21 protein-coding genes are annotated in these 20117 nt (G+C 66.2%); 11 read left to right on the plus strand and 10 right to left on the minus strand.

What is annotated here, in order from left to right:
- Positions 1-47: 47 nt before the first annotated feature.
- Together murA and ACSF9G_RS03265 are read right to left on the minus strand one after the other, a co-directional pair.
- Complete coding sequence (gene murA / locus ACSF9G_RS03260; protein WP_436638269.1) at positions 48-1334, minus strand: UDP-N-acetylglucosamine 1-carboxyvinyltransferase; 1287 nt, start codon at positions 1332-1334, stop codon at positions 48-50.
- 35 nt (positions 1335-1369) lie between these two features.
- Positions 1370-1834 (minus strand): Lrp/AsnC family transcriptional regulator, encoded by a 465-nt coding sequence (locus tag ACSF9G_RS03265; protein ID WP_436638271.1) that lies wholly within the window; start codon positions 1832-1834, stop codon positions 1370-1372.
- A gap of 175 nt (positions 1835-2009) precedes the next feature.
- On the opposite strand from ACSF9G_RS03265, the gene ACSF9G_RS03270 reads away from it, so the two are divergent.
- The 5 genes from ACSF9G_RS03270 to ACSF9G_RS03290 all read left to right on the plus strand — a co-directional run bounded on the left by ACSF9G_RS03270 (position 2010) and on the right by ACSF9G_RS03290 (position 6637).
- Complete coding sequence (locus ACSF9G_RS03270) at positions 2010-2933, plus strand: bifunctional helix-turn-helix transcriptional regulator/GNAT family N-acetyltransferase (RefSeq protein WP_436638273.1); 924 nt, start codon at positions 2010-2012, stop codon at positions 2931-2933.
- Positions 2934-3036: 103 nt separating this feature from the next.
- Positions 3037-4032, plus strand: a complete 996-nt coding sequence (locus ACSF9G_RS03275; protein ID WP_436638287.1) for a mitochondrial fission ELM1 family protein — start codon at positions 3037-3039, stop codon at positions 4030-4032.
- A gap of 17 nt (positions 4033-4049) precedes the next feature.
- Positions 4050-4688, plus strand: a complete 639-nt coding sequence (locus ACSF9G_RS03280) for a 2OG-Fe(II) oxygenase family protein (protein ID WP_436638296.1) — start codon at positions 4050-4052, stop codon at positions 4686-4688.
- 37 nt (positions 4689-4725) lie between these two features.
- Positions 4726-5685, plus strand: coding sequence for a thioredoxin-disulfide reductase (gene trxB, locus ACSF9G_RS03285; protein ID WP_436638298.1), 960 nt, complete (start codon positions 4726-4728; stop codon positions 5683-5685).
- Positions 5686-5746: 61 nt separating this feature from the next.
- Positions 5747-6637 carry a LysR family transcriptional regulator gene (locus ACSF9G_RS03290; RefSeq protein WP_436638300.1) on the plus strand — a complete coding sequence of 297 codons (891 nt, stop codon included), beginning with the start codon at positions 5747-5749 and terminating at the stop codon, positions 6635-6637.
- 318 nt (positions 6638-6955) lie between these two features.
- Here the strand turns inward: ACSF9G_RS03290 and msrP are convergent, their stop codons facing one another.
- From msrP to ACSF9G_RS03305, 3 genes are all read right to left on the minus strand, one after another.
- A complete protein-coding gene (msrP, locus tag ACSF9G_RS03295; RefSeq protein ID WP_436638302.1) occupies positions 6956-7915 on the minus strand; it encodes a protein-methionine-sulfoxide reductase catalytic subunit MsrP in 960 nt (319 codons plus the stop codon).
- A 197-nt stretch (positions 7916-8112) separates the two neighbouring features.
- Complete coding sequence (locus ACSF9G_RS03300) at positions 8113-10164, minus strand: elongation factor G (protein ID WP_436638304.1); 2052 nt, start codon at positions 10162-10164, stop codon at positions 8113-8115.
- Positions 10165-10319: 155 nt separating this feature from the next.
- The gene (locus ACSF9G_RS03305) at positions 10320-11201 is read right to left on the minus strand and encodes a DMT family transporter (protein ID WP_436638306.1); all 882 of its coding nucleotides are present in this window, start codon (positions 11199-11201) and stop codon (positions 10320-10322) included.
- A gap of 150 nt (positions 11202-11351) precedes the next feature.
- On the opposite strand from ACSF9G_RS03305, the gene ACSF9G_RS03310 reads away from it, so the two are divergent.
- Positions 11352-11942, plus strand: a complete 591-nt coding sequence (locus ACSF9G_RS03310; RefSeq protein ID WP_436638308.1) for a tetratricopeptide repeat protein — start codon at positions 11352-11354, stop codon at positions 11940-11942.
- A 44-nt stretch (positions 11943-11986) separates the two neighbouring features.
- On the opposite strand, the gene ACSF9G_RS03315 is transcribed toward ACSF9G_RS03310, so the two are convergent.
- Entirely contained in the window at positions 11987-12235 is a 249-nt protein-coding gene (locus ACSF9G_RS03315) for a hypothetical protein (protein ID WP_436638310.1), read from the minus strand.
- A gap of 382 nt (positions 12236-12617) precedes the next feature.
- Between ACSF9G_RS03315 and ACSF9G_RS03320 the strand changes: the two genes are divergently transcribed.
- From ACSF9G_RS03320 to lysM, 4 genes are all read left to right on the plus strand, one after another.
- Complete coding sequence (locus ACSF9G_RS03320) at positions 12618-14036, plus strand: MATE family efflux transporter (RefSeq protein WP_436638312.1); 1419 nt, start codon at positions 12618-12620, stop codon at positions 14034-14036.
- A gap of 73 nt (positions 14037-14109) precedes the next feature.
- A complete protein-coding gene (locus ACSF9G_RS03325) occupies positions 14110-14715 on the plus strand; it encodes a glutathione S-transferase family protein (RefSeq protein WP_436639648.1) in 606 nt (201 codons plus the stop codon).
- Between the two features lie 19 nt (positions 14716-14734).
- A complete protein-coding gene (locus tag ACSF9G_RS03330; protein ID WP_436639650.1) occupies positions 14735-15982 on the plus strand; it encodes an MFS transporter in 1248 nt (415 codons plus the stop codon).
- 81 nt (positions 15983-16063) lie between these two features.
- Positions 16064-16507 (plus strand): peptidoglycan-binding protein LysM, encoded by a 444-nt coding sequence (gene lysM, locus ACSF9G_RS03335; RefSeq protein WP_436638314.1) that lies wholly within the window; start codon positions 16064-16066, stop codon positions 16505-16507.
- A 22-nt stretch (positions 16508-16529) separates the two neighbouring features.
- Here the strand turns inward: lysM and ACSF9G_RS03340 are convergent, their stop codons facing one another.
- Positions 16530-17663 carry a PQQ-dependent sugar dehydrogenase gene (locus ACSF9G_RS03340; RefSeq protein WP_436638316.1) on the minus strand — a complete coding sequence of 378 codons (1134 nt, stop codon included), beginning with the start codon at positions 17661-17663 and terminating at the stop codon, positions 16530-16532.
- 167 nt (positions 17664-17830) lie between these two features.
- On the opposite strand from ACSF9G_RS03340, the gene ACSF9G_RS03345 reads away from it, so the two are divergent.
- Positions 17831-18385 (plus strand): SRPBCC family protein, encoded by a 555-nt coding sequence (locus tag ACSF9G_RS03345; protein WP_436638318.1) that lies wholly within the window; start codon positions 17831-17833, stop codon positions 18383-18385.
- A gap of 359 nt (positions 18386-18744) precedes the next feature.
- Here ACSF9G_RS03345 and ACSF9G_RS03350 read toward each other — a convergent pair whose 3' ends face one another.
- The 3 genes from ACSF9G_RS03350 to ACSF9G_RS03360 form a co-directional block, all read right to left on the minus strand.
- Positions 18745-19230, minus strand: coding sequence for a hypothetical protein (locus ACSF9G_RS03350; protein ID WP_436638320.1), 486 nt, complete (start codon positions 19228-19230; stop codon positions 18745-18747).
- Positions 19231-19354: 124 nt separating this feature from the next.
- Positions 19355-19582, minus strand: coding sequence for a hypothetical protein (locus ACSF9G_RS03355; protein ID WP_436638322.1), 228 nt, complete (start codon positions 19580-19582; stop codon positions 19355-19357).
- The gene (locus tag ACSF9G_RS03360) at positions 19582-19974 is read right to left on the minus strand and encodes a hypothetical protein (RefSeq protein ID WP_436638324.1); all 393 of its coding nucleotides are present in this window, start codon (positions 19972-19974) and stop codon (positions 19582-19584) included. Before ACSF9G_RS03360 ends, ACSF9G_RS03355 begins: the two co-directional genes overlap by 1 nt.
- Positions 19975-20117 lie beyond the last annotated feature (143 nt).

Here is a 20117-nt window from a genome sequence, read left to right on the forward strand (position 1 = left end):
GCTTCCGGGGATGTGCGCTTCCGGGGATGCGCGCTTCCGGATAAGCCTCAGTCCTCTTCGCGCCGGATCGAGGCGCCCAAGGCGTTGAGCCGCTCGTCGATGCGCTCGTAGCCGCGCTCGATCTGGTGGGCGTTGTGGATGATGCTGGTTCCCTCGGCGCACATCGCCGCGATGAGCAGCGCCATGCCGGCGCGGATATCCGGCGACGTCAGCTTCGCCCGGCGCAACCGGCTCGGGCCCGTGACGATGACGCGGTGCGGGTCGCACAGCACGATCCGCGCGCCCATGCTGATCAGCTTGTCGACGAAGAACAGCCGCGACTCGAACATCTTTTCGAAGACCAGCACGACACCGTCGCACTGGGTCGCCGTCACCACCGCGATCGACATCAGGTCGGCGGGGAAGGCCGGCCATGGCTGATCCTCGATCTTGGGGATGTGTCCGCCGGCGTCGGCATGGATCTTCATTTCCTGCTGCGACGGGATCAGCAGGTCGTCGCCGTCAATCTGGCAGACGACGCCGAGCCGTTCGAAGTTCATGCGGATCGCGCGCAGATGCGCCACGCCGGCGTCGCGGACGCGGATCTCGGACTTCGTTACCGCGGCCAACCCGATCAGCGAGCCGACCTCGATATGGTCCGGTCCGATCTTGTGGCTGGCGCCGCCGAAGCTGCTCGTACCCTGGATCGTCATGGTGTTGGTGCCGATGCCCTCGATCCGGGCCCCAATCGCCACCAGGAAATTGGCCAGATCCTGCACGTGCGGCTCCGATGCCGCGTTGCGCAGCACCGTGGTGCCTTCGGCGGCCACCGCCGCCATCAGCGCGTTCTCGGTGCCCGTCACGCTCGGCTCATCGAGGAACACGTCGGTGCCGATCAGCTTCGACGCCCTGAAATGGTAGTTCTCGTTCTCCTCGATCGTCGCGCCCAGCTGCTCGAGCGCCAGGAGATGCGTGTCGACCCGGCGCCGGCCGATCACGTCGCCGCCCGGTGGCGGCAGTGTCACGCCGCCGCAGCGCGCCAGCAGCGGGCCGGCCAGCAGGATCGAGGCGCGGATGCGCGCGCAGGCGTCCGCGTCGAGGTCGACGACGCGCACTTCCTTGGCGTGGATGTTCAGCGTCTGCGGCCCGATCCATTCGGCGTCCGCGCCGAGCGAGCGCACGAGATTGACCAGCGTCTCCACGTCGCGAATGCGCGGCACGTTGTCGAGCCTGACGGGCTTATCGGTCAGAAGCGTCGCGGCGATGATCGGCAGCGCGGCATTCTTGTTGCCGGCCGGCGTGATCTCGCCGGACAGCTGCTTCCCGCCCTCCACGATATACCGGATGCCAGGCATGATGTGTCCTCGTTGGTGTTCTTGGCGCGCTGGGCCTATTCCAGCGGCACCGACGGTTCGTGCTTGGACTGGCGGATCGTCAGCGTCGTCTTGACGCTTTTGACATTGGCTGCGCCGGTCAGCTCGATGATGAAGTCCTGGAAGCCGCGCAGGTCCTTGGCGACACATTTCAGAAGAAAGTCGGTCTCGCCCGACAGCATGTAACATTCGCGCACGATCGGCCACTCGCCGATCCGCTCCTCGAAGGCGATCAGGTCGGCCTCGGCCTGGCTCGACAGGCTGACGAAGGCGAAGGCCGTGACGTCGTAGCCGAGGCTCTTCTCGTCGAGCAGCGTGCGGTAGCGACGGATGATGCCGGCGTCCTCCAGCGCCCGCACCCGGCGCAGGCAGGGTGGCGCGGAGATGCCGACACGGCGGGCGAGTTCGACATTGGTGATCCGCCCGTCGGCCTGCAGCTCTCGGAGGATTTTCCAGTCGATCTGGTCTAGGCGGGCCTTCAAGCGAACTCCTGAACTGACGGGGAATCGAACGGCCACGGGCCGCCTTCCGAATAATCGTTGCGCCGACGCGACACAATATGTCGCCGGCTTTCCATCGCCGAGAGGCCATTTTGCGGTGGACTCGATTGACAAAGACAATCGATCACTTGATTTTGTCAATCGAATTGGGAGAGCCATGTCCGTTTCCGAACCAGAAACCGGGGCCGTTCGCCGTTTCACCCGCTTCTATACCCGCCAGATCGGACTGCTCAACGACGGGCTTCTGAAGAGTCCCTACTCGCTCGCCGAGTCGCGCGTGCTTTACGAGATCGCCAACCACGACGCGGTCGCGGCCAGCGACCTGAGCCGCGAACTCGGCCTCGACGCGGGCTATCTCAGCCGCATGCTGCGCGGCTTCGAGGACAAGGGCCTGATTGCCCGCTCGCCGTCGAAATCGGACGCCCGCCGCCAGCTCCTGCGGCTGACCGAAGCCGGCCGCGAGGCCTTCGCCGGCCTGAACCGGTCATCCGCCGAGCAGGTCGGGGCGATGCTGGCGCCGCTGTCTCCCGGCGACCGCAAGCGTCTGGTCTCCGCCATGGCGACGATCGAGCGGCTTCTGGGCGGCACCGAGCGGCCGGCCGCGCCGATCGTCCTGCGGCCGCAGCGCCCCGGCGACATGGGCTGGGTCGTCCACCGCCACGGCGTGCTCTACGCCCAGGAATACGGCTGGGACGAGACCTTCGAACCGATGGTCGCCGATATTGTCGCGGCATTCATCCGCAACTTCGATCCCAAACGCGAGCGCTGCTGGATTGCCGAGCGCGGCGACGACATTCTCGGCTCGATCTTCCTGGTCCGCGAAAGCGACACCGTCGCCAAGCTGCGCATGCTCTATGTCGAGCCGGAAGCCCGCGGCACCGGCCTCGGCCGCCGCCTCGTTTCCGAATGCCTCGCCTTCGCCCGCGCCTGCGGCTATGCGAAGGTCGTCCTGTGGACGAACGACTGCCTCGATGCCGCCCGTCGCCTCTATCGGGACGAGGGCTTCGAGCTGGTGAAGGAGGAGAAACACCACAGTTTCGGCAAGGATCTCGTCGGGCAGTATTGGGAACTCGAGCTATAGCCCGCCTCATTAAACCCATGATCCTGCGGCATCGCCTCACATGACAGACGGCCCTCGGCGGTCTATTTGGGCATGACCCCTTTGAAAAGACCTCCGGAAATCCGTGTCGACCCGAACCGAACCCGATACCGCCGCCACGGCCACCGCAGACCTCGGCCCGCTGACAGGCTGGGCGCTGACCGCCGGCGGCATGGGCCATGAGGTCCAGTGCCTCGGAATCCTCGAGGCGCTCGGCATCGAGCCGGTGATAAAGCGCGTCGACCCGGGAAAACTCCACCGCGCCATGGCGCCCTGGGGTCCGGCGGCGCGCCATCGCGACATCGCCCCGCCCTGGCCGGACGTGCTGGTCGTCTCCGGCCGCCAGTCGATCCCCTATGCCCGCGCCATACGCCGGCGCTCCGGCGGCCGGACCGTGACCGTGGTGCTACAGAGCCCCGGCGCGCCGGCCTCCTGGTTCGATCTCGTCTGGGTGCCGGAGCATGACAGGCTGAGGGGCGAGAACGTCATCGCCACCCTCACCTCGCCGCACCGCCTGACCCATGAGCGGCTGGCCTCCGAGGCCGAGGGATATCTGGCTGACATCGCCCATCTGCCCCGCCCGCTGGTCACGGTCCTGGTGGGCGGCGCCAGCAGCGCCTACACCTTCTCCAGCCGCGAGGCCCGCAAGCTGGCCGAAGACCTGCGCGCCTTCGCCACCCGCCACGGCTGCGGCCTTCTCGTCACCCCCTCGCGCCGCACCGGCCTTGGCAAGACCGCGATCCTCAAGGAAAGCCTGGCCGATCTGCCCGCCGTCGTCTGGGACCTTACTGGCGAAAATCCGTACTTTCCCTATATGGGTTTGGCCGATGCCTTCATCGTTACCTGCGACTCGGTGAATATGCTTGGCGAGGCGACGTTCACCGGCAAGCCGGTCTATGCCTACAGGTTGCCGGGGGGAACGCCGAAGTTTCAGCAGTTTCAGGAGGCGCTGGTCGACTTTGGGGCGGTGAGATGGTTCGATGGCAGCCTAGATAGCTGGACCTACCGCCCGTTAGATGCCACAACCGAAGTTGCCGCCGCGGTCCGTCAGTTGCTGGCCGCCCGCGTCCGGACTTCTTGATTACAGTGCGTGATCCCATGTCCCTGCTCGATTACGATGCGCTCGAGCGCACGACCACACAGACCGAGCCCTACGAGTGGCTCATCGTCCCCGATTTCGTGAAGGCCGAGGTCTTCGACGAGATCGTCGAGGACTATCCGCGCGTGCCCGGTCCCGGCTCCCATCCGCCGAGCGAGCTGGAAATCGGCGGCAAGTTCGCCGAGTTGATGACGGAACTCGACGGCCCGCGCTTCCAGGAGATGATCGAGCGGAAGTTCGACGTCGATCTTTCCGACAAGCCGACCATGTACACGGTGCGCGGCTTCTGCCGGAAGACCGACGGCAAGATCCACACCGATTCCGAGACCAAGGTCATCACCGTGCTGCTCTACATGAACCAGCACTGGGAACAGGACGGCGGGCGCCTGCGCATCCTGCGCAACGGCACCGATCTGAACGACTACGTCGCCGAGGTTCCCCCAAACGGCGGCACGTTGCTGGTGTTCAAGCGCTCAGACAGGTCCTGGCACGGCCACGAGCCCTTCGAGGGCCAGCGCCGCGCCGTCCAGATGAACTGGGTCACCGGCGCCGACGTCGTTGCCTACGAGCAGCGCCGGCACCGCATTTCCACCACTTTGAAGAAGCTCAATCCGCGCAACTGGGGCGCGTCCGCCTGATCGGGCGGACTCGGCTCAACGCGGCAACGGTCCCGTCATGGCTACCCATCACAGCAAACTCGTCATCATCGGTTCCGGCCCCGCCGGATACACCTCCGCGATCTACGCGGCCCGCGCGATGCTCGACCCCGTCCTGATCCAGGGCCTGGAGCCGGGCGGCCAGCTCACCATCACCACAGATGTCGAGAACTATCCCGGCTTCGCCGACGTGATCCAGGGCCCGTGGCTGATGGAGCAGATGCAGAAGCAGGCCGAGCATGTCGGCACCCGGCTCGTGCGCGACTACGTGACCGAGGTCGACTTCTCCCGCCGGCCGTTCCACCTGAAATGCGATTCCGGTGACGACTATGTCGCCGATGCGGTGGTCATCGCGACCGGCGCCCAGGCCAAGTGGCTGGGCCTGCCCTCCGAACAGAAGTTCAAGGGCTTCGGCGTGTCGGCCTGCGCCACCTGCGACGGCTTCTTCTATCGCGGCAAGGAGGTGCTGGTCGTCGGCGGCGGCAACACCGCGGTCGAGGAGGCCCTGTTCCTGACCAATTTCGCCTCCAAGGTCACGGTCGTGCACCGCCGCGACAGCTTCCGTGCCGAGAAGATCCTGCAGGACCGCCTGTTCAAGAATCCGAAGGTCGAGGTGGTCTGGGACACGGTCGTCGACGAGATCCTGGGCAACGACCAGCCGCCGGGCGTGACCGCGGTGCGCCTCAAGAATGCCCGGACGGGCGCGACGAGCGAGCGCGCGTTCGACGGCGTCTTCATCGCCATCGGTCACGCGCCGTCGACGGAAATCTTCAAGGGCAAGGTCGACATGCGGCCGAACGGCTACATCGTCACCGAGCCGGGAACGACCAATACCAGCGTGCCGGGCGTCTTCGCCGCCGGCGACGTGACCGACGAAACGTACCGGCAGGCGGTGACGGCTGCCGGGATGGGCTGCATGGCGGCGCTCGACGCCGAGCGCTGGCTGGCCGAGGCAGAAGAACGCGCAGCCGCCGAGTGAGCAAGCGGCGACACGGTTCGGACCTGTCGGGTTCGGGCCTGTCTGGGGGGAGAGCCTTGATATGGATTGGGACAAGCTGCGCATTTTCCATGCCGCGGCCGATGCGGGAAGCTTCACCCACGCCGGCGAGGCGCTGGGGCTGAGCCAGTCGGCCGTCAGCCGGCAGGTCAGCGCGCTCGAGCAAGAGCTGAAGGCGCCACTGTTCCACCGCCATGCCCGAGGCCTCATCCTCACCGAACAGGGCGAGCTGCTCTATCGCACCGCGCACGACGTCTTCATGCAGCTGGAGTCGGTCCGCACCCGCCTGACCGACTCCCGCGAGAAGCCGCGCGGCGAGCTGAAGGTGACCACGACGCTGGCGCTCGGGACGACCTGGCTCGCCCCGCGCCTGCGCGAGTTCGTCGAGCTCTATCCCGACATTCATCTTCAGATGATCCTCGACGACGGCGAGCTCGACCTGTCGATGCGCCAGGCCGACATCGCCATCCGTCTGCGGCAGCCGGTTCAGCCGGATCTGATCATGCGGCGGCTCTTCACGGTCCATTTTCACGTCTATGCGTCTCCGGAATACCTGAAGCGCCACGGGACCCCGCGCACGATCGACGATATCGACAAGCACAACATCATCACCTTCGGCGACCCGGCACCGGCCTATTTCCGCGATATCAACTGGCTGGAAACCGTCGGCCGGCCGGATGGAGACCCGCGCACCCCGGTCCTGCGGATCAATACGACGCATGGAATGCGCCGCGCCGTCGACGCCGGAATCGGCATCGCGGTGCTGCCCGACTACCTGATCGATCAGGGGGCAAGCCTTGTCCTGCTGTTGCCGGAGGAGAAGATCCCCGCCTTCGACACCTTCCTCGTCTATCCCGAGGAGCTGAAGGACACCGCGCGGATCAATGTTTTCCGGGATTTCCTGCTCGCGAAGGCGCGCGGCTGGAAGTTTTAACGGCCCGCCGGACAGCCATGAGCCGCACTCATATCTGACATGCGTGCATGCCCGTTGTGCAATGCACCTCAAAGCGGCATATCAACGATCAAGCTGTAGGCAGCAAGGCAAGGCGCTACCTCCTCCCGGCGCTGAGCCTCGATGCGGTCAGCTGTTCCCCTCTGGAAGGCGATTTACTCGCGAATCCCCCCTCGCGGGAAAATCGACTAAATGGCCGGATCGCCTTTCGCGATCCGGCTTTTTTTTCGTCACCGCGATCGTCGGGTGGGGAGCCTCCCCACGGCGCGCACCAGTGCCGGGGCCTGACGGCCCGCCCGGTCACATGAACAGCTTCTCGCCCTCGTAGCCGGAATAGAGCGAGGCGACCTGCTCGCCGTAGCCGTTATAGAGCTGCGTCGGCACGCGCTCGCCGGTGCCGAGCACTTCCTCGTCCGCCTGGCTCCAGCGCGGATGCGGCACGTCCGGATTGACGTTCGCCCAGAAGCCGTACTCGGTCGGCAGGATTTCCTCCCACAAACCCTTTGGCCGCTCGGCGGTGAAGGTGAACCGGACGATCGACTTGATCGACTTGAAGCCGTACTTCCACGGGGTCGCCAGCCGCAGCGGCGCGCCCATCTGCTTGGCGACCGGCTCGCCGTAGGCGCCCGTGACGAGAAAGGCCAGGTCGTTGGTCGCCTCCTCGATCGTCAGGCCCTCGACATAGGGCCAGGGATACCAGAACTGCTTCTGCCCCGGTGCCATGATCGGGTTGTAGAAGGTCTCCATGCGCACGTATTTCGCACGCGACAACGGGGCCGCCAGCGCCACCAGCCTGGCGAACGGAAAGCCGGTCCACGGCACCGCCATCGACCAGGCTTCGACGCAGCGGTGCCGATAGAGACGCTCCTCCAGCGTCATCTTGCGGATCAGCTCGTCGATGCCGAGCGTCATCTCCTTCTCGACGTCGCCGTCGATTTTCACCTCCCACGGCCGGATCTTCAGCGCTTGGGCGTCATTGGCGATCTGCTTGTGCGAACCGAACTCGTAGAAATTGTTGAAGGCGAGGTTGTATTTCTGCGGCGTGACGTCCCGGTCGAGCTCGAAGCGCTCGTTGCGCGGCGCCGGGTAGAGATCGGCCGTCGGATCGTCGCTTTGCGCGCGCGCGATGCCGGCGGGCAGCAGCGCTCCGGCGACCGACACGCCCGTCGCCGCCATGAACGCGCGACGGTTCAGGAACATCTCCCGCGGTGTCGCTGCGGACTCGGGCATCCACCATCCCGGTCTGTTTCGGATCAGCATCGGTCATTGCTCCTTCCGATTCCACACCCGACTACGCCGGGTGGGAACCAAGAGCAATTCACGCTTGCGCGACGCGGCTGTGAGCGGAGCGGGATTGCCGCCAACCCCACCGTCGCGGCGACCGGCGATCCCGGACACCGCAAGGAGGCGGTCCGGGATGCGGCCATCCGCGATGACAGGCACGACCGGCCGGGTGCTCAGGCCGCTTCCTTGCGGTGGCTCTCGATCACCTGGTCGGCGAGCTTGCCGGTCAGTTCGGCGAGGTGATCGAAGCGATAGACATAGGAGCCGACGCCGGCCGTCGCCGACCTGAGCTCGACGATCAGGTCGCGCATCTCCGATTCCGGCATCTGCGCCTGCACCACGTCCCAGCCGGTCCAGCCGGGCCTAGCGTCGAAGCCGAGGATCTGGCCGCGGCGCTGCGAGACGATGGTGTTGACCTTCGACGTCGCCTCGGACGGCGCCGCGATCTCAACGTGCATCACCGGCTCGAGCAACACCGGCGAGCACTGCGGCAGCCCCTCGCTCATGCCGATGCGCCCGGCGGTGCGGAACGCCATGTCGGAGGAATCGACCGTGTGATACGAGCCGTCCGACAGGTTGACCGCCACGTCGACGACCGGGAAGCCGAGCGGCCCGTGGGCGAGATAGTCGCGCACGCCGGACTCGACGGACGGAATGTACTGCTTGGGCACCACGCCGCCGGTGATCGAGTCGGTGAACTCGAAACCGGCGCCGCGCGGCAACGGCTTGATCTCCAGCACCACGTCGCCGAACTGGCCATGCCCGCCCGACTGCTTCTTGTGGCGCCCGCGCTGGCTGACCGACTTGCGGATCGTCTCCTTGTAGCCGACGCGCGGCTCGTGCATCTCCACGTCGATGGCGAACTTGCCGGTCAGTCGCTCCATGGCGACGCGCAGATGCATCTCGCCCTGCCCGTACAGCACCATCTCGCCCGCCTCCTGGTTGTGCGAAAGCGACAGCGAGGGGTCCTCGTCCATGATCTTCTGGATCGCCGACGTCAGCTTCACCTCGTCCTTGCGCTCCTTGGCGGCGATCGCCTTGCCGAGCACCGGCGCCGGCGGCGCCACCGAGCCGAGCTGGGAAACGCCCTTCTCCGTCGAGATGGTCTCACCGGTGGCGATGTCTTCGAGCCGGCCGAGCCCGACCGTGTCTCCGGTCGTCGCCTGGCCCGCCTTGCTGGCGTCCTGGCCCTTGAGCGTGAACAGGCCACCGATGCGCTCGTCCCCGCCCTTGGCGCCGCAGACCGTGTCGCCGTCACTGAAGGTGCCGCGCAGCACGCGCGCCACCGACAGCTTGCCGCCATGCGTCGTATGGAACGTCTTGAGGATATGCGCCACCGCGCTCGAGCCGCTGCCCAGGCCCAGCCGCTCGATCGTCTGCTGGATTGTCGGTGCCTCGTGCCGAAGCGCCTTCATCAGGCGCAGGATGCCGTTGCCGTGCTCCGCCGAACCGGTCAGCAGCGGCACGATCTGACTTTCCCTCAGTTCCGTCGTCAGGTCGTCGAACACCCGGTCGCGCGGCGGCTCGACGTCGGACAGAAGCTGTTCCATCAGCTCGTCGTCGTAGTCGGCGAGCTTCTCCAGCATCGAGAAACGGGCGTCGACCTCCTCCGCCTTCGCCGTGTCGCTCATCTCGATCACCTCGCTCGGCGCGTGCTCGCGGTAGACGAAGGCGCGCTCGAGGGCCAGATCGATGAAGCCGGTGACGATATCGTTCTCCCAGATCGGCAGTTGCCGCAGCACGATCGGCTGAGCGGACGCCGGCTGCAGCCATGCCAGCACGTCGCGCACATTGCCTTCCGCCTTGTCGATCTTGTTGAGGAAGATGAGCCGCGGAATGCCGAGGTCTTCGAGTTCCTTGAGGATGAGCTGCAGCGCCGGAACCTTTTTCTCGTCGGCTTCCGCCACCACGATCGCCATATCGACCGCGGGAACCACGTTGCGCGCTTCGTGCAGGAACTCGATCGAGCCCGGACAATCGACGAAGGTATAGGTGTCGCCCATGAACTCCGTCGTGGCGACATTGACCTCGACGCTCATGCCGTGCGCACGCGCTTCCGGAGAGGCGTCGCCGACGGTGTTGCCGTCGCTGACCCTGCCCTGCCGGGTGATGGCGCCGGTCCGCGCCAGGATGCTTTCGAGAAGTGTCGTCTTTCCGCTCAAGTACGGGCCGACCAGCGCGATGCACCGGGCAGCCCCCACCGCTCTGCCGTTCAGTTCGGACATGCCAGCAATCCTCCCTTCGCCGGGCGGACCGCCGTCGTGTTGTCATGGTATCGCGCGGGCCCGCCCGTGACCTCGCCTGAAGGTATCGTTCCAGCCCTTGGCCCCGGACGCAAGTGGGGGCTTCGCGAATGTGCCGGCCAGGACCGGAGCGCGGGCTAGTTCCGTGCCGTCCTGAACGCAAGCGGCGCCAGTTGAACGATCAGGATGGCGACCATGATGAGCGTCGCGCCCCCCAGCCCGATGACCGTCAGCCGCTCGCCAAGCAGGAGCGCACCCGCGGCGGCGGCGAACAGTGCCTCCGACGACAGGATGACGGCGGCGTCGGCCGGCGGTGTCCAGCGCTGGCCAATCGCCTGCAACGTGTAGCCGACGCCGCCCGACAGCAGGCCGGCATAGAGGATTTCGACGCCGGCGGCCGCGATCCGGTCCATCTCGACGGGCTCGGCGAACGGCGCGATGGCGGTTCCGAGCAGCCCGCCGATCACGAATTGGACGAAGGCAATCGTCACCGGCCGGCCGGTCCGCGCCGCAGTATAGCCGAGCAACGCGACCTGCAGCGCCCAGAAGACGGCGGCGATCACCATCAGTCCGTCGCCGAGCCCGAGCGGGGCGATACCGCCGCCCGACAACAGGATCGTGCCGGCGAACGACATCGCCGCCGCCGGCCAGGCGACCGCATGCGGCATCGAGCGGAACACCACCCAGGCAACGAACGGCACGAGCACGACGTAAAGCCCGGTCAGGAAGCCGGCATTGGTTACGCTCGTATACTGCAGGCCGATCTGCTGCAGGATGCTGCCGGCGAAGAAGGTGATCGCCGTCGCGATCGCGAGCATCCAGCCCGTCCGGTCCATCGCGGCGCCGCGCTTCCGCTCCCTGAGGGCAAGAGGCAGGATTGCGACCGCCGCCAGCAGGAAACGCAGGCCGGTGAACAGGAACGGCCCGACATTGTCCATGGCCGTAGACTGGGCAACGAAGGCCGTGCCCCAGATGAAGGCGGCGAACAGCAGGGTGAGGTTTGCGAACGAGCGGCGCACGCGCCCGGATAGTCCGGCGACGCGGGCGATGCAAGTCCGCCGGGCAAAACCGACGGGCACACGCCACGGTCGGCCTTCGGGAATATTCGCCGCGGCGAAACGTTAATCGGACTGCATGGCATCGGCGAATCCAGACGGAGGACATCGATCATGACGCGTATCACGCAGTCTCCACGGGCCGTCCTGACGCATCTGTTCACGACCGGGGGCCTCGCGCTGGCCGTAGCGACGGCCGTGCCGGGCGGGGCGATCGCAGCCGGCGGCGGCGGCGGTGGTGGCGGGGAAAGCGGCCCGATCAAATCGTGCCCGCGCGGCCAGATCTTCGATGGCCGGACCGGCCAGTGCATCAAGCAGTCGAGCACGACCATCGACGATACGAGCCGCTACACCTATGGCAGCTGGCTCGCCCGCACCGGCCGCTACGGCGAGGCGATCGAGGTTCTGAGCCTGGTCGAGAACAAGGACGATCCGCGCGTCCTCAACTACCTGGGCTACGCCAACCGCCAGCTCGGCCGGTTCGAGGTCGGGCTCGGTTTCTATCGCCAGGCGCTCGCCGCCGACCCCGACTACGTCAAGGCACGGGAATATCTCGGCGAAGCCTATCTGGTGCTCGACAGGCCCGCGCTCGCCCGGGAGCAGCTCCGCGAGATCGGAATGCGCTGCGGGACGGGCTGCGAGGAATACGCGCTGCTCGCCGAAGCCATCGCCGACGACGACCGGGCGCGGGCGCGCCGGTCTTAGCGCCGCCGGTTTCGAGCACCGGCGGCAGGAACGGCAAGGCCGCTCTAGAGCACGTGGAACGTCCAGGCGATATCATCGCTAAGCACCCAATCTCCGCTGCCGTTCTGGTCATAGGTGCGCACCTCGAACCACCGCTTGGGATTCGGGCAGGAGTTGCCACCAGCGCTCCAGAATGCCTGCAGATCGTTGCCGGACGATTGGCCCCACTCAACCGCGGCCACGCCGATTCGGTTCTGTGTATTGATCCGCCTTTTCGGCTTGATGCAGTAGACGCCCGTTTGAGGATTGGTCACTCGCCTGACACCGATGCTGCGAATGATGTCGTCGCCAAGATCTTAATAGACAGCGATCCTGGCGAAGCTGTACGTTCCGTCACCCCGAGCCCCTTTTTCAGTAGACGGCGAATTTTCCTCGGCGGCATATAGATTAGACGCAGCGAATACACCCACCACAGCAACAACAAACAAAAGAAGCAAACGTAAAGGCATTCGGTATCTCCTCTTACCGGGTTTTTCGAATTCGAAGCGCCGCAGACCAAGGCATCCATTAATCTTCCGCTAGGGAAGCCAGCAGGGCCTCGACGATATGTCAGCCGGATAATCGCCGTCGGGATTTCTCGCCAACGGCCTTCCGTCGCTGGCGTTTCCGGCTGAACCCGGCCATGGTGCCGCCGCCATGACCCAAACCGCCGATCCGATCATGAATGCCGCTCCGCCGTCGCCCGAGAAGGGGCGCAGCGAGGTTGCCGCGTCCATGTCGATCGCCCTGCCGCTGGCGCTGACCAATCTCGGCAACATCGCCATCAACACCACCGACGTGATCATGGTCGGCTGGCTCGGCGCCGAGGCGCTCGCCGCCGGCATGCTGGGCTTCACGCTGATCTTCCTGTTTCTCCTAGGCGGCATCGGCCTGACCTCGTCGGTGCCGGCACTGACCGCCCAGGCACACGGCTCCGGCGATGCCCGCGCCGTGCGGCGCACCATCCGCCAGGGGCTATGGGCCTCCGTGCTGTATTCGGCGCCCGCGATTGCGGTGCTCATGCACGGCGAATGGATCCTGCTCAGGCTCGGCCAGGACCCGACGGCGTCCAGGCTTGCCGGCGAATACCTCGCCTTTGCCGCGTGGAGCATACCGTTCATCCTCGGCATCATGGTGCTGCGCGCGCTGCTCGCCACCCTCGACCGCGCCGCCGTCATCGTCTGGATCACCGGATCGGGCATCGTCCTGAACGCGGCCGTCAACTATGGCCTGATCTTCGGCAACTGGGGGCTGCCGCGCCTGGAAATCGTCGGCGCCGGCGTCGCCACCATGGCGACCAGCGCCGTCGGCTTCACGATAATCGCCATCTACGTCGTCGCGCATCCGGCGATCCGCGGTTACCACGTGTTCCGGCGGCTCTGGCTCGCCGATTTCGAGCGGTTGAAGGCGATTGTCAGGCTCGGTGCACCGATCGCCCTGACCGCCTTGCTCGAGGAGGGCCTGTTCGCCGCCTCGACCCTCATGGTCGGCTGGCTCGGAGCGCTGACGCTGGCCGGCCACACGATCGCGCTGCAATGCACCGCCGTCGCGTTCATGATTCCGCTCGGCATCTCGCAGGCCGGCACCGTCAGGGTCGGCATCGCCGCCGGCCGCCGCGACAGCCAGGCGATCGGCCGCGCCGGCTGGACGGCGATGACGCTCGGGCTTGCCGTCATGTCCATTGCCGCTCTCGCCTTCTGGGTCGTCCCGGAGCCGCTGGCGCGGCAGTTCCTCGACGCCTCGGACCCTGACGCCGCCGAAGTCCTCGCCATCGCCGTGTCGCTGCTCGGCGTCGCCGCCTTCTTCCAGCTTTTCGACGGCGCCCAGGTCGTCGGCCTCGGAATCCTGCGCGGCCTCAATGACACGCGGGTGCCGCTGGCCTACGCGGTCTTCGGCTACTGGATCTGCGGCGCGCCGCTTGCCTATGTGCTGGGCTTCGTCTTCGGCTACGGCGCCGTCGGCATCTGGGTCGGCTTCATCCTCGGCCTCGGCGCCGTCGCCGTCTTGTCGCTTGCCCGCTTCTCCGCGCGCGACCGCAACGGCCTCGTCGAGAAATTCGTCGCCGTGAACGCCTGATTGGCAAAGCCGAACCGGGATGGATATGGTGAGGTTCGATCCTGCCGATTCCAAGTCCTGGAGCTTTCTACCGATGCTGATCCTGCGTTCCGCCGCACCGTCCCCCTTCGGCCGCAAGGTCAAGATCGCGATGGGCATTCTCGAGCTCGGCGACAGGATCGAGATCAAGCCCGCCGATTCCAATGCCGGCGACGAGGAACTGTTCCACCAGAACCCCCTCGGCAAGATTCCGACGATGATCCTGGAGGACGGCACGTCGCTGTTCGATTCCCGGGTGATCCTGGACTATCTCGACGACCTGGCCGGTGGCGGCAGGATCATGCCCAGAGGCGAGGGCCGCTTTGCCGCGCTGCGTCTGCAGGCGCTTGCGGACGGCATGATGGATGCCTCCATTCTGCAGACCTACGAGAAGCGCTTCCGCCCCGAAGAGATGCAGTACCGCCCCTGGCTCGACCGCCAGGCCGCCAAGGTCACCCGCGCACTGGCCGAACTGGAGACCGAGCCGCCGATCATGGGCAAGCCGCCGCATGTCGGCCATATCGCGCTGGCCTGCGCGCTCGGCTATCTCGATTTCCGCTTCGAAGGTCACTGGCGCGACGGCCATCCCAAGCTGGTTGGCTGGCTCGACGCCTTCGCCAACACGGTTCCCGCCTTCGAGGCCACGGCGCCGACGGGCTGATGCAGGGCAGACACGCTTGATAAGACCGCTCTTCGCCGGCGCGTCCGCCGCAGAAGCCATCGACGGTCCCTACGCCTGGTTCCGGCTCGCCGTGTCGGTTCTGCTGGGCACCATCGGCAGCATCGGCATGTGGGCGGTCATCGTCGTTCTGCCCGAGGTGCAGGCCGAGTTCGGCGTCAGCCGGTCCGACGCATCCCTGCCCTACACGCTGACGATGATCGGTTTCGCCGCGGGCAATGTCGCCTTCGGCCGCTTCGTGGACCGTATCGGCGTCGTCGTTCCGATCATCGTCGCCGCGCTGGCGCTCGGCGGCGGCTTCATCGCGGCAGCCTATGCGGCGGACCTCTGGCAGTTCGCCGTGATCCAGGGATTCCTGATTGGCCTCGGCACGGCTGCGACCTTCGGACCGCTGATCGCCGACGTTTCGCACTGGTTCCGGCAACGCCGTGGCGTCGCGGTGGCGGCCACCGCCAGCGGCAACTATCTCGCCGGCGCCATATGGCCGACGGCGTTGCAGGGGATACTCGTCTCGGAAGGCTGGCGCGCGACCTATGTCGTCATCGGCGTCGTCTGCCTCGTGACGATGGTGCCGCTCGCCTTCTTCCTGCGCCGGCGCCCGCCCGAGGAGATCAACCCGGTCCTGCCGGCGGGAACGCCCGCCCCGCACCAGACCAGGTCCATCGACCTGTCGCCGCGCGCGCTGCAGATCCTGCTGGTCGTCGCCGGCCTCGGCTGCTGCGTCGCCATGTCGATGCCGCAGGTCCATATCGTCGCCTATTGCGCCGACCTCGGCTACGGCGTGGCGCGCGGTGCCGAGATGCTGTCACTGATGCTGGTCGGCGGGGTCATAAGCCGTCTCGCGTCCGGTTTCCTCGCCGATTACATCGGCGGCGTGAAGACGCTGCTGATCGGCTCCCTGGGCCAGTGTCTGGCGCTGATTCTCTACATGCCCTTCGACGGACTGACCTCGCTCTACGTCGTCTCGCTCGTATTCGGCCTGTCGCAGGGCGGCATCGTCCCCAGCTACGCGCTGATCGTGCGCGAGTACCTGCCGGCCAAGGAAGCCGGACAGCGCGTCGGCCTCGTCATCATGGCGACAATCATTGGCATGGCGCTCGGCGGCTGGCTGTCCGGCTGGATCTACGACCTCACCGGCAACTACCGCGCCGCGTTCCTGAACGGGATCGCGTGGAACCTGCTCAATATCGCCATCATGCTGATGATCCTGGGCCGCACCCGCACGCCGGCGAGAGCGGTTCCCGCCTAGTTGGCGCAATCCGCCCTTTGCCATCGGGGCCGAAGCGCCTAACCTCCGCGGCATATGTTCAGTCATGGAGAGGAGGTGGCCATGGGAATTTTTTCATTTCTGAGGGATGTCGGTGAGAAATTGGGTATCGGCTCCGCCGAAGAGGCCCCGCCGGCCGATACGCTGCAGAAGTCGGTCAAGGATCTCGGCCTGAACGCGGAGAACCTGCAGATCAAGGTCGATGGCGATACGGTCAAGGTTGCCGGTACCGCGCCGTCGAGCTCGATTCGCGAGAAGATCATCCTGGCGCTCGGCAACGTGACCGGGGTGGCCCAGGTCGAAGAGGAGATCGATGTCGAGGAAAAGGAACCCGACGCGGTCTTCTACGAAGTGAAGAAGGGCGACACCCTGTGGGCGATCGCCGAGTCGCATTACGGCAAGGGCAAGGGTGGCGAGTACAATTCCATCTTCGAGGCCAACAAGCCCATGCTGACGCACCCCGACAAGATCTATCCCGGCCAGGTGCTGCGCATCCCGCCGATGTGACCGGGCCGATATCCGGCGCGGGTCATTCTGCGGGCACGATCCGCAGGATTCGGCCATCGCCGGAATCGGTGACAAGGTAGAGATACCCGTCCGGCCCCTGGCGAATGTCGCGGATGCGTTCGCCGAGCGCACCGAACAGCTTTTCCTCGGCGGCGACGCTGTTGCCGTCGAGATCCAGACGGGCGACGTGGGCACCGCGCAGCGCGCCCACGAAGACGTCGCCCTTCCAGGCCGGAAACCTGTCGCCGGTGTAGAACGCCATGCCAGACGGGGCGATCGACGGATCCCAGTAGTGGACCGGCTGTTCCATTCCCTCCTTCGCCGTGCCGATGCCGATCTTTCCGCCAGAATAGTGCCGGCCGTAGGAGATGACGGGCCAGCCGTAGTTGCGCCCGGCCTTGGGAATATTGATCTCATCACCGCCGCGCGCGCCGTGCTCGACGGTCCACAGCGCGCCGGTCGCCGGATTGATCGCCGCGCCCTGGAGATTGCGATGGCCGACCGACCAGATCTCCGGCAGGCCGCCGCCGTTCACATAGGGATTGTCGGCGGGCACCGAGCCGTCCGGTGCGATGCGGATCACCGAGCCGGCGTGGTCGGCCGTATCCTGCGCCCGCTCCATGTCGCCACGATCACCCAGGGTGACGAACAGCGTTCGGTCCGGCGCGAAGACGAGCCGCGAGCCGAAGTGCCGGGTCGAGCTCGTCTTCCGGTTCATGCGGAAGATCACCTGCGTGTCCTCGAGCCGGGGGGCGCCACCCGCGCGCACGAGCCTGGCGCGCGCCACCGCCGTCCCGGCCTTGCCGTCCTCGATCTCGGAGAAGGACAGGTAGACCATCCCGCTTCCGGCGAAATCGGGACCGGGCACGACATCCAGCATGCCGCCCTGCCCCCAGTCGCGCGTTGCCGGCGCACCGGGCAGCGGCGCCGAGAGGGTCCCGTCGGGGGCGACGATCCGCACGGTTCCGGGCCGCTCGGTGACCAGCATGGTCCCGTCGGGGAGGAAAGCCAGCGACCAGGGACGGTCCAGGCCGGCGGCGACCGTTTCTAGACGAACGCTGCCCGCAGATGTATCGAATGTCTCCTGGGCCTGCGCCGACAGGGCCGTCGTCGCCACGATGCTGATCCCCAGAAGTACCGCTGTCACCTTGATCATCGCCATCCTCCGGTCGTCAGTGGCATCTAGAGCGGATCGGATCCGCGAAAACCGCTCCGGCCGGTCACGCGGGCGTGATCGCCGATCCGCGCAACCGGCGGGAAATCGCCACTCCGCGCTCCCGCGCGATATCGTACGCAACACAGCGACCGAAGGGTTCCGAAACAATGCGCTGGATGATCCGCATCGTCGCCGGTCTGATCGTCATCACGGTCGCGCTTGCCGCCATCGGCGTCGTCTTCCTGCCGCGCACCGTCGCGGTCAGCCGCTTCACCGTCATCGACGCGCCGCCGGCCGAGGTCTGGCCGTTCGTTTCCGACCTTCGCCGCTTCAACGACTGGTCGCCCTGGGCCGGATACGATCCAGAAGGCACGCGCTATGTCTTCGAAGGACCGGAATCCGGCGTCGGCCAGATCATGCGCTGGACCAGCGACCATCCCAATGTCGGCTCCGGCACGCTGACGGTCGTCGCCTATGATCCCGGCCGCGCGGTGGAGATGCGCCTGGAATTCGGCGAGACGGGCACCGCCGAGACGACCGTCGTTCTGATTTCGAGCGACGAGGGCACCGAGGCGACCTGGGGGTTCATGACCGACCTCGGCACGAACCCTGTCGCCCGCTTGTTCGGTCTGATGTTCGATAGCTGGGTCGGCAACGACTACGAGACGGGACTGGCCAACCTGAAGGCTCTCGTCGAGCAGAATAAAGGTAGCAGCGGGTAACTCCGGCCGTCCCGATCAACCGTTTTGGGACAGAACTTAACCTTAACCCGCTGAATGGTTTCCCTTTGTTTACACAATCGGTTAGCGTGCTCGGGAATTCACGGGTTGCGCGGCGTTACGGCGTCGTCCTCGAGGTTCTGAAATTCGCTCCAATTCAGCCTTGCGCCGCCCATCGAGGCGGCGCTTTTTTTTGCGATTGCGGATGCGCGTGAGGATATCCTGCATCGCTTCACCGGCCAAAGCCGTGCGGACTGCCCGCCCTGCGGGCTCGGCTCGTGGACGGGTGGACACAGCGATGTCGCATTAGGTTCGATGAGGCGCCCCGCGATTGTCATCGCAGTCGGCGCGCCGGCCCCGGATCAGTGGTGTCGCGAATGCCGATCGTGACCGCCGGTGAAGACGAGATAGCCGCCGATAACGACGACGATGACCATCGCGTAGAACAGGATCTCGCGCCACGAGAACATCGATACCTGGGCATGCGGTCCGATGATCCGCGGAGCCGGCCTGTCGCCGCCACCGACCGTCCGCACCGCGGAAACCGGCTCGCGCAACGTCCAATGCGGGTTGGCAGCGGGAACCCGGACGCTGTTCGGCGTGACGGTCCCTGCCATGATCACGCCGGACGCCGCCCCCGGCCCAACCGCCGGTCCTGCTGTCGCGCCCGCGGTTCCGCTGTCCGCCAGCGCGCAGGACGCGCCGAGGCACAGCAGCGCCTGAATGGCGACGAGGAAGATCGTCACGCCAAGAAGCGAACGGCGCGAACGGGCGTTGATCAGTGTCTGGAATGAACCGGCCGGGCGGCGATGCACGATGCCACGCCCGCCGGCAAGCGACGCAAACATCTTGCTCTCCGTCCTGTGGGAAGCGGGTCTTGCCGACCCCCCAACAATGACGGGATATTTCCGGCATGGGTTTGCTGGCTTGATGACGCAGTCGGGCAGATTCCAAGGCGTCTTTGTGGCGAGGTCACTGGCGCCGGATCGGCGCGCCGTATTGCCCCGCGTCATGGTCGGACATCAGTGTCGACGTCCGGCCCGGAATGTCCTGGTCGTTTTCGACCTTCATCATCAATCCGTCGGCGATCAGCAACAGCCCGGCCAGCAGGGCCGCCGTCAGGCAGACGGCGACGACCTGCAGGGGCGTACCGGCGCGTTTGAACCAGGCGCCGGGTGAGCGGCGTCCGTCGGCGGCCATTACAGCCCGGCCCGCCGTCCGAGTTCCCGCCACATGGAGACCGTCAGGGTTCCGAGCCCGGCGAACAGCACCAGGATCACGCCGGCGACGATGCGCCGGTCGGACAGGGAGGACAGGTGCGGTGGCGTCAGGCCGGGCGTCAGGGCCGGCGCGGTAACGCCGATCAAACTGGCCTGCCGGAAGGACGCCGCCGAATGTGGCGCCGAATGTGTCCCCGAATGTTTGACTGATTGGGTCGACACCGTGGAGACGGATCCGGTGAAGTCGTTGCTGGTTGCGCTGACGGCATGAGTGACCGCAACCGGCGTTGCCAGCAGCGCGGCGGCGACGAACGCGGCGCATGCCCAACGGCCGCGCCTTCTGCGATCGGTCGCGACTTTGGTGTGTGTCATCTCTTCTACCCTCTGGTTCGGTTGATCTCGAACTCTCCAGGTCAAAAGAGACAGGACCAATCCGGCGGCGGTTGGTCCGGAGTTTGGCGACGGCGGACAGAAACCGCGGCGGTTTTGCGGCTTTTCAGTTACCAGTTCGTAAC

Origin of the sequence: Microbaculum mangrovi, from assembly GCF_051390635.1 — a bacterium.
In the GTDB taxonomy this organism is placed as follows: Bacteria; Pseudomonadota; Alphaproteobacteria; order Rhizobiales; family Tepidamorphaceae; genus Microbaculum.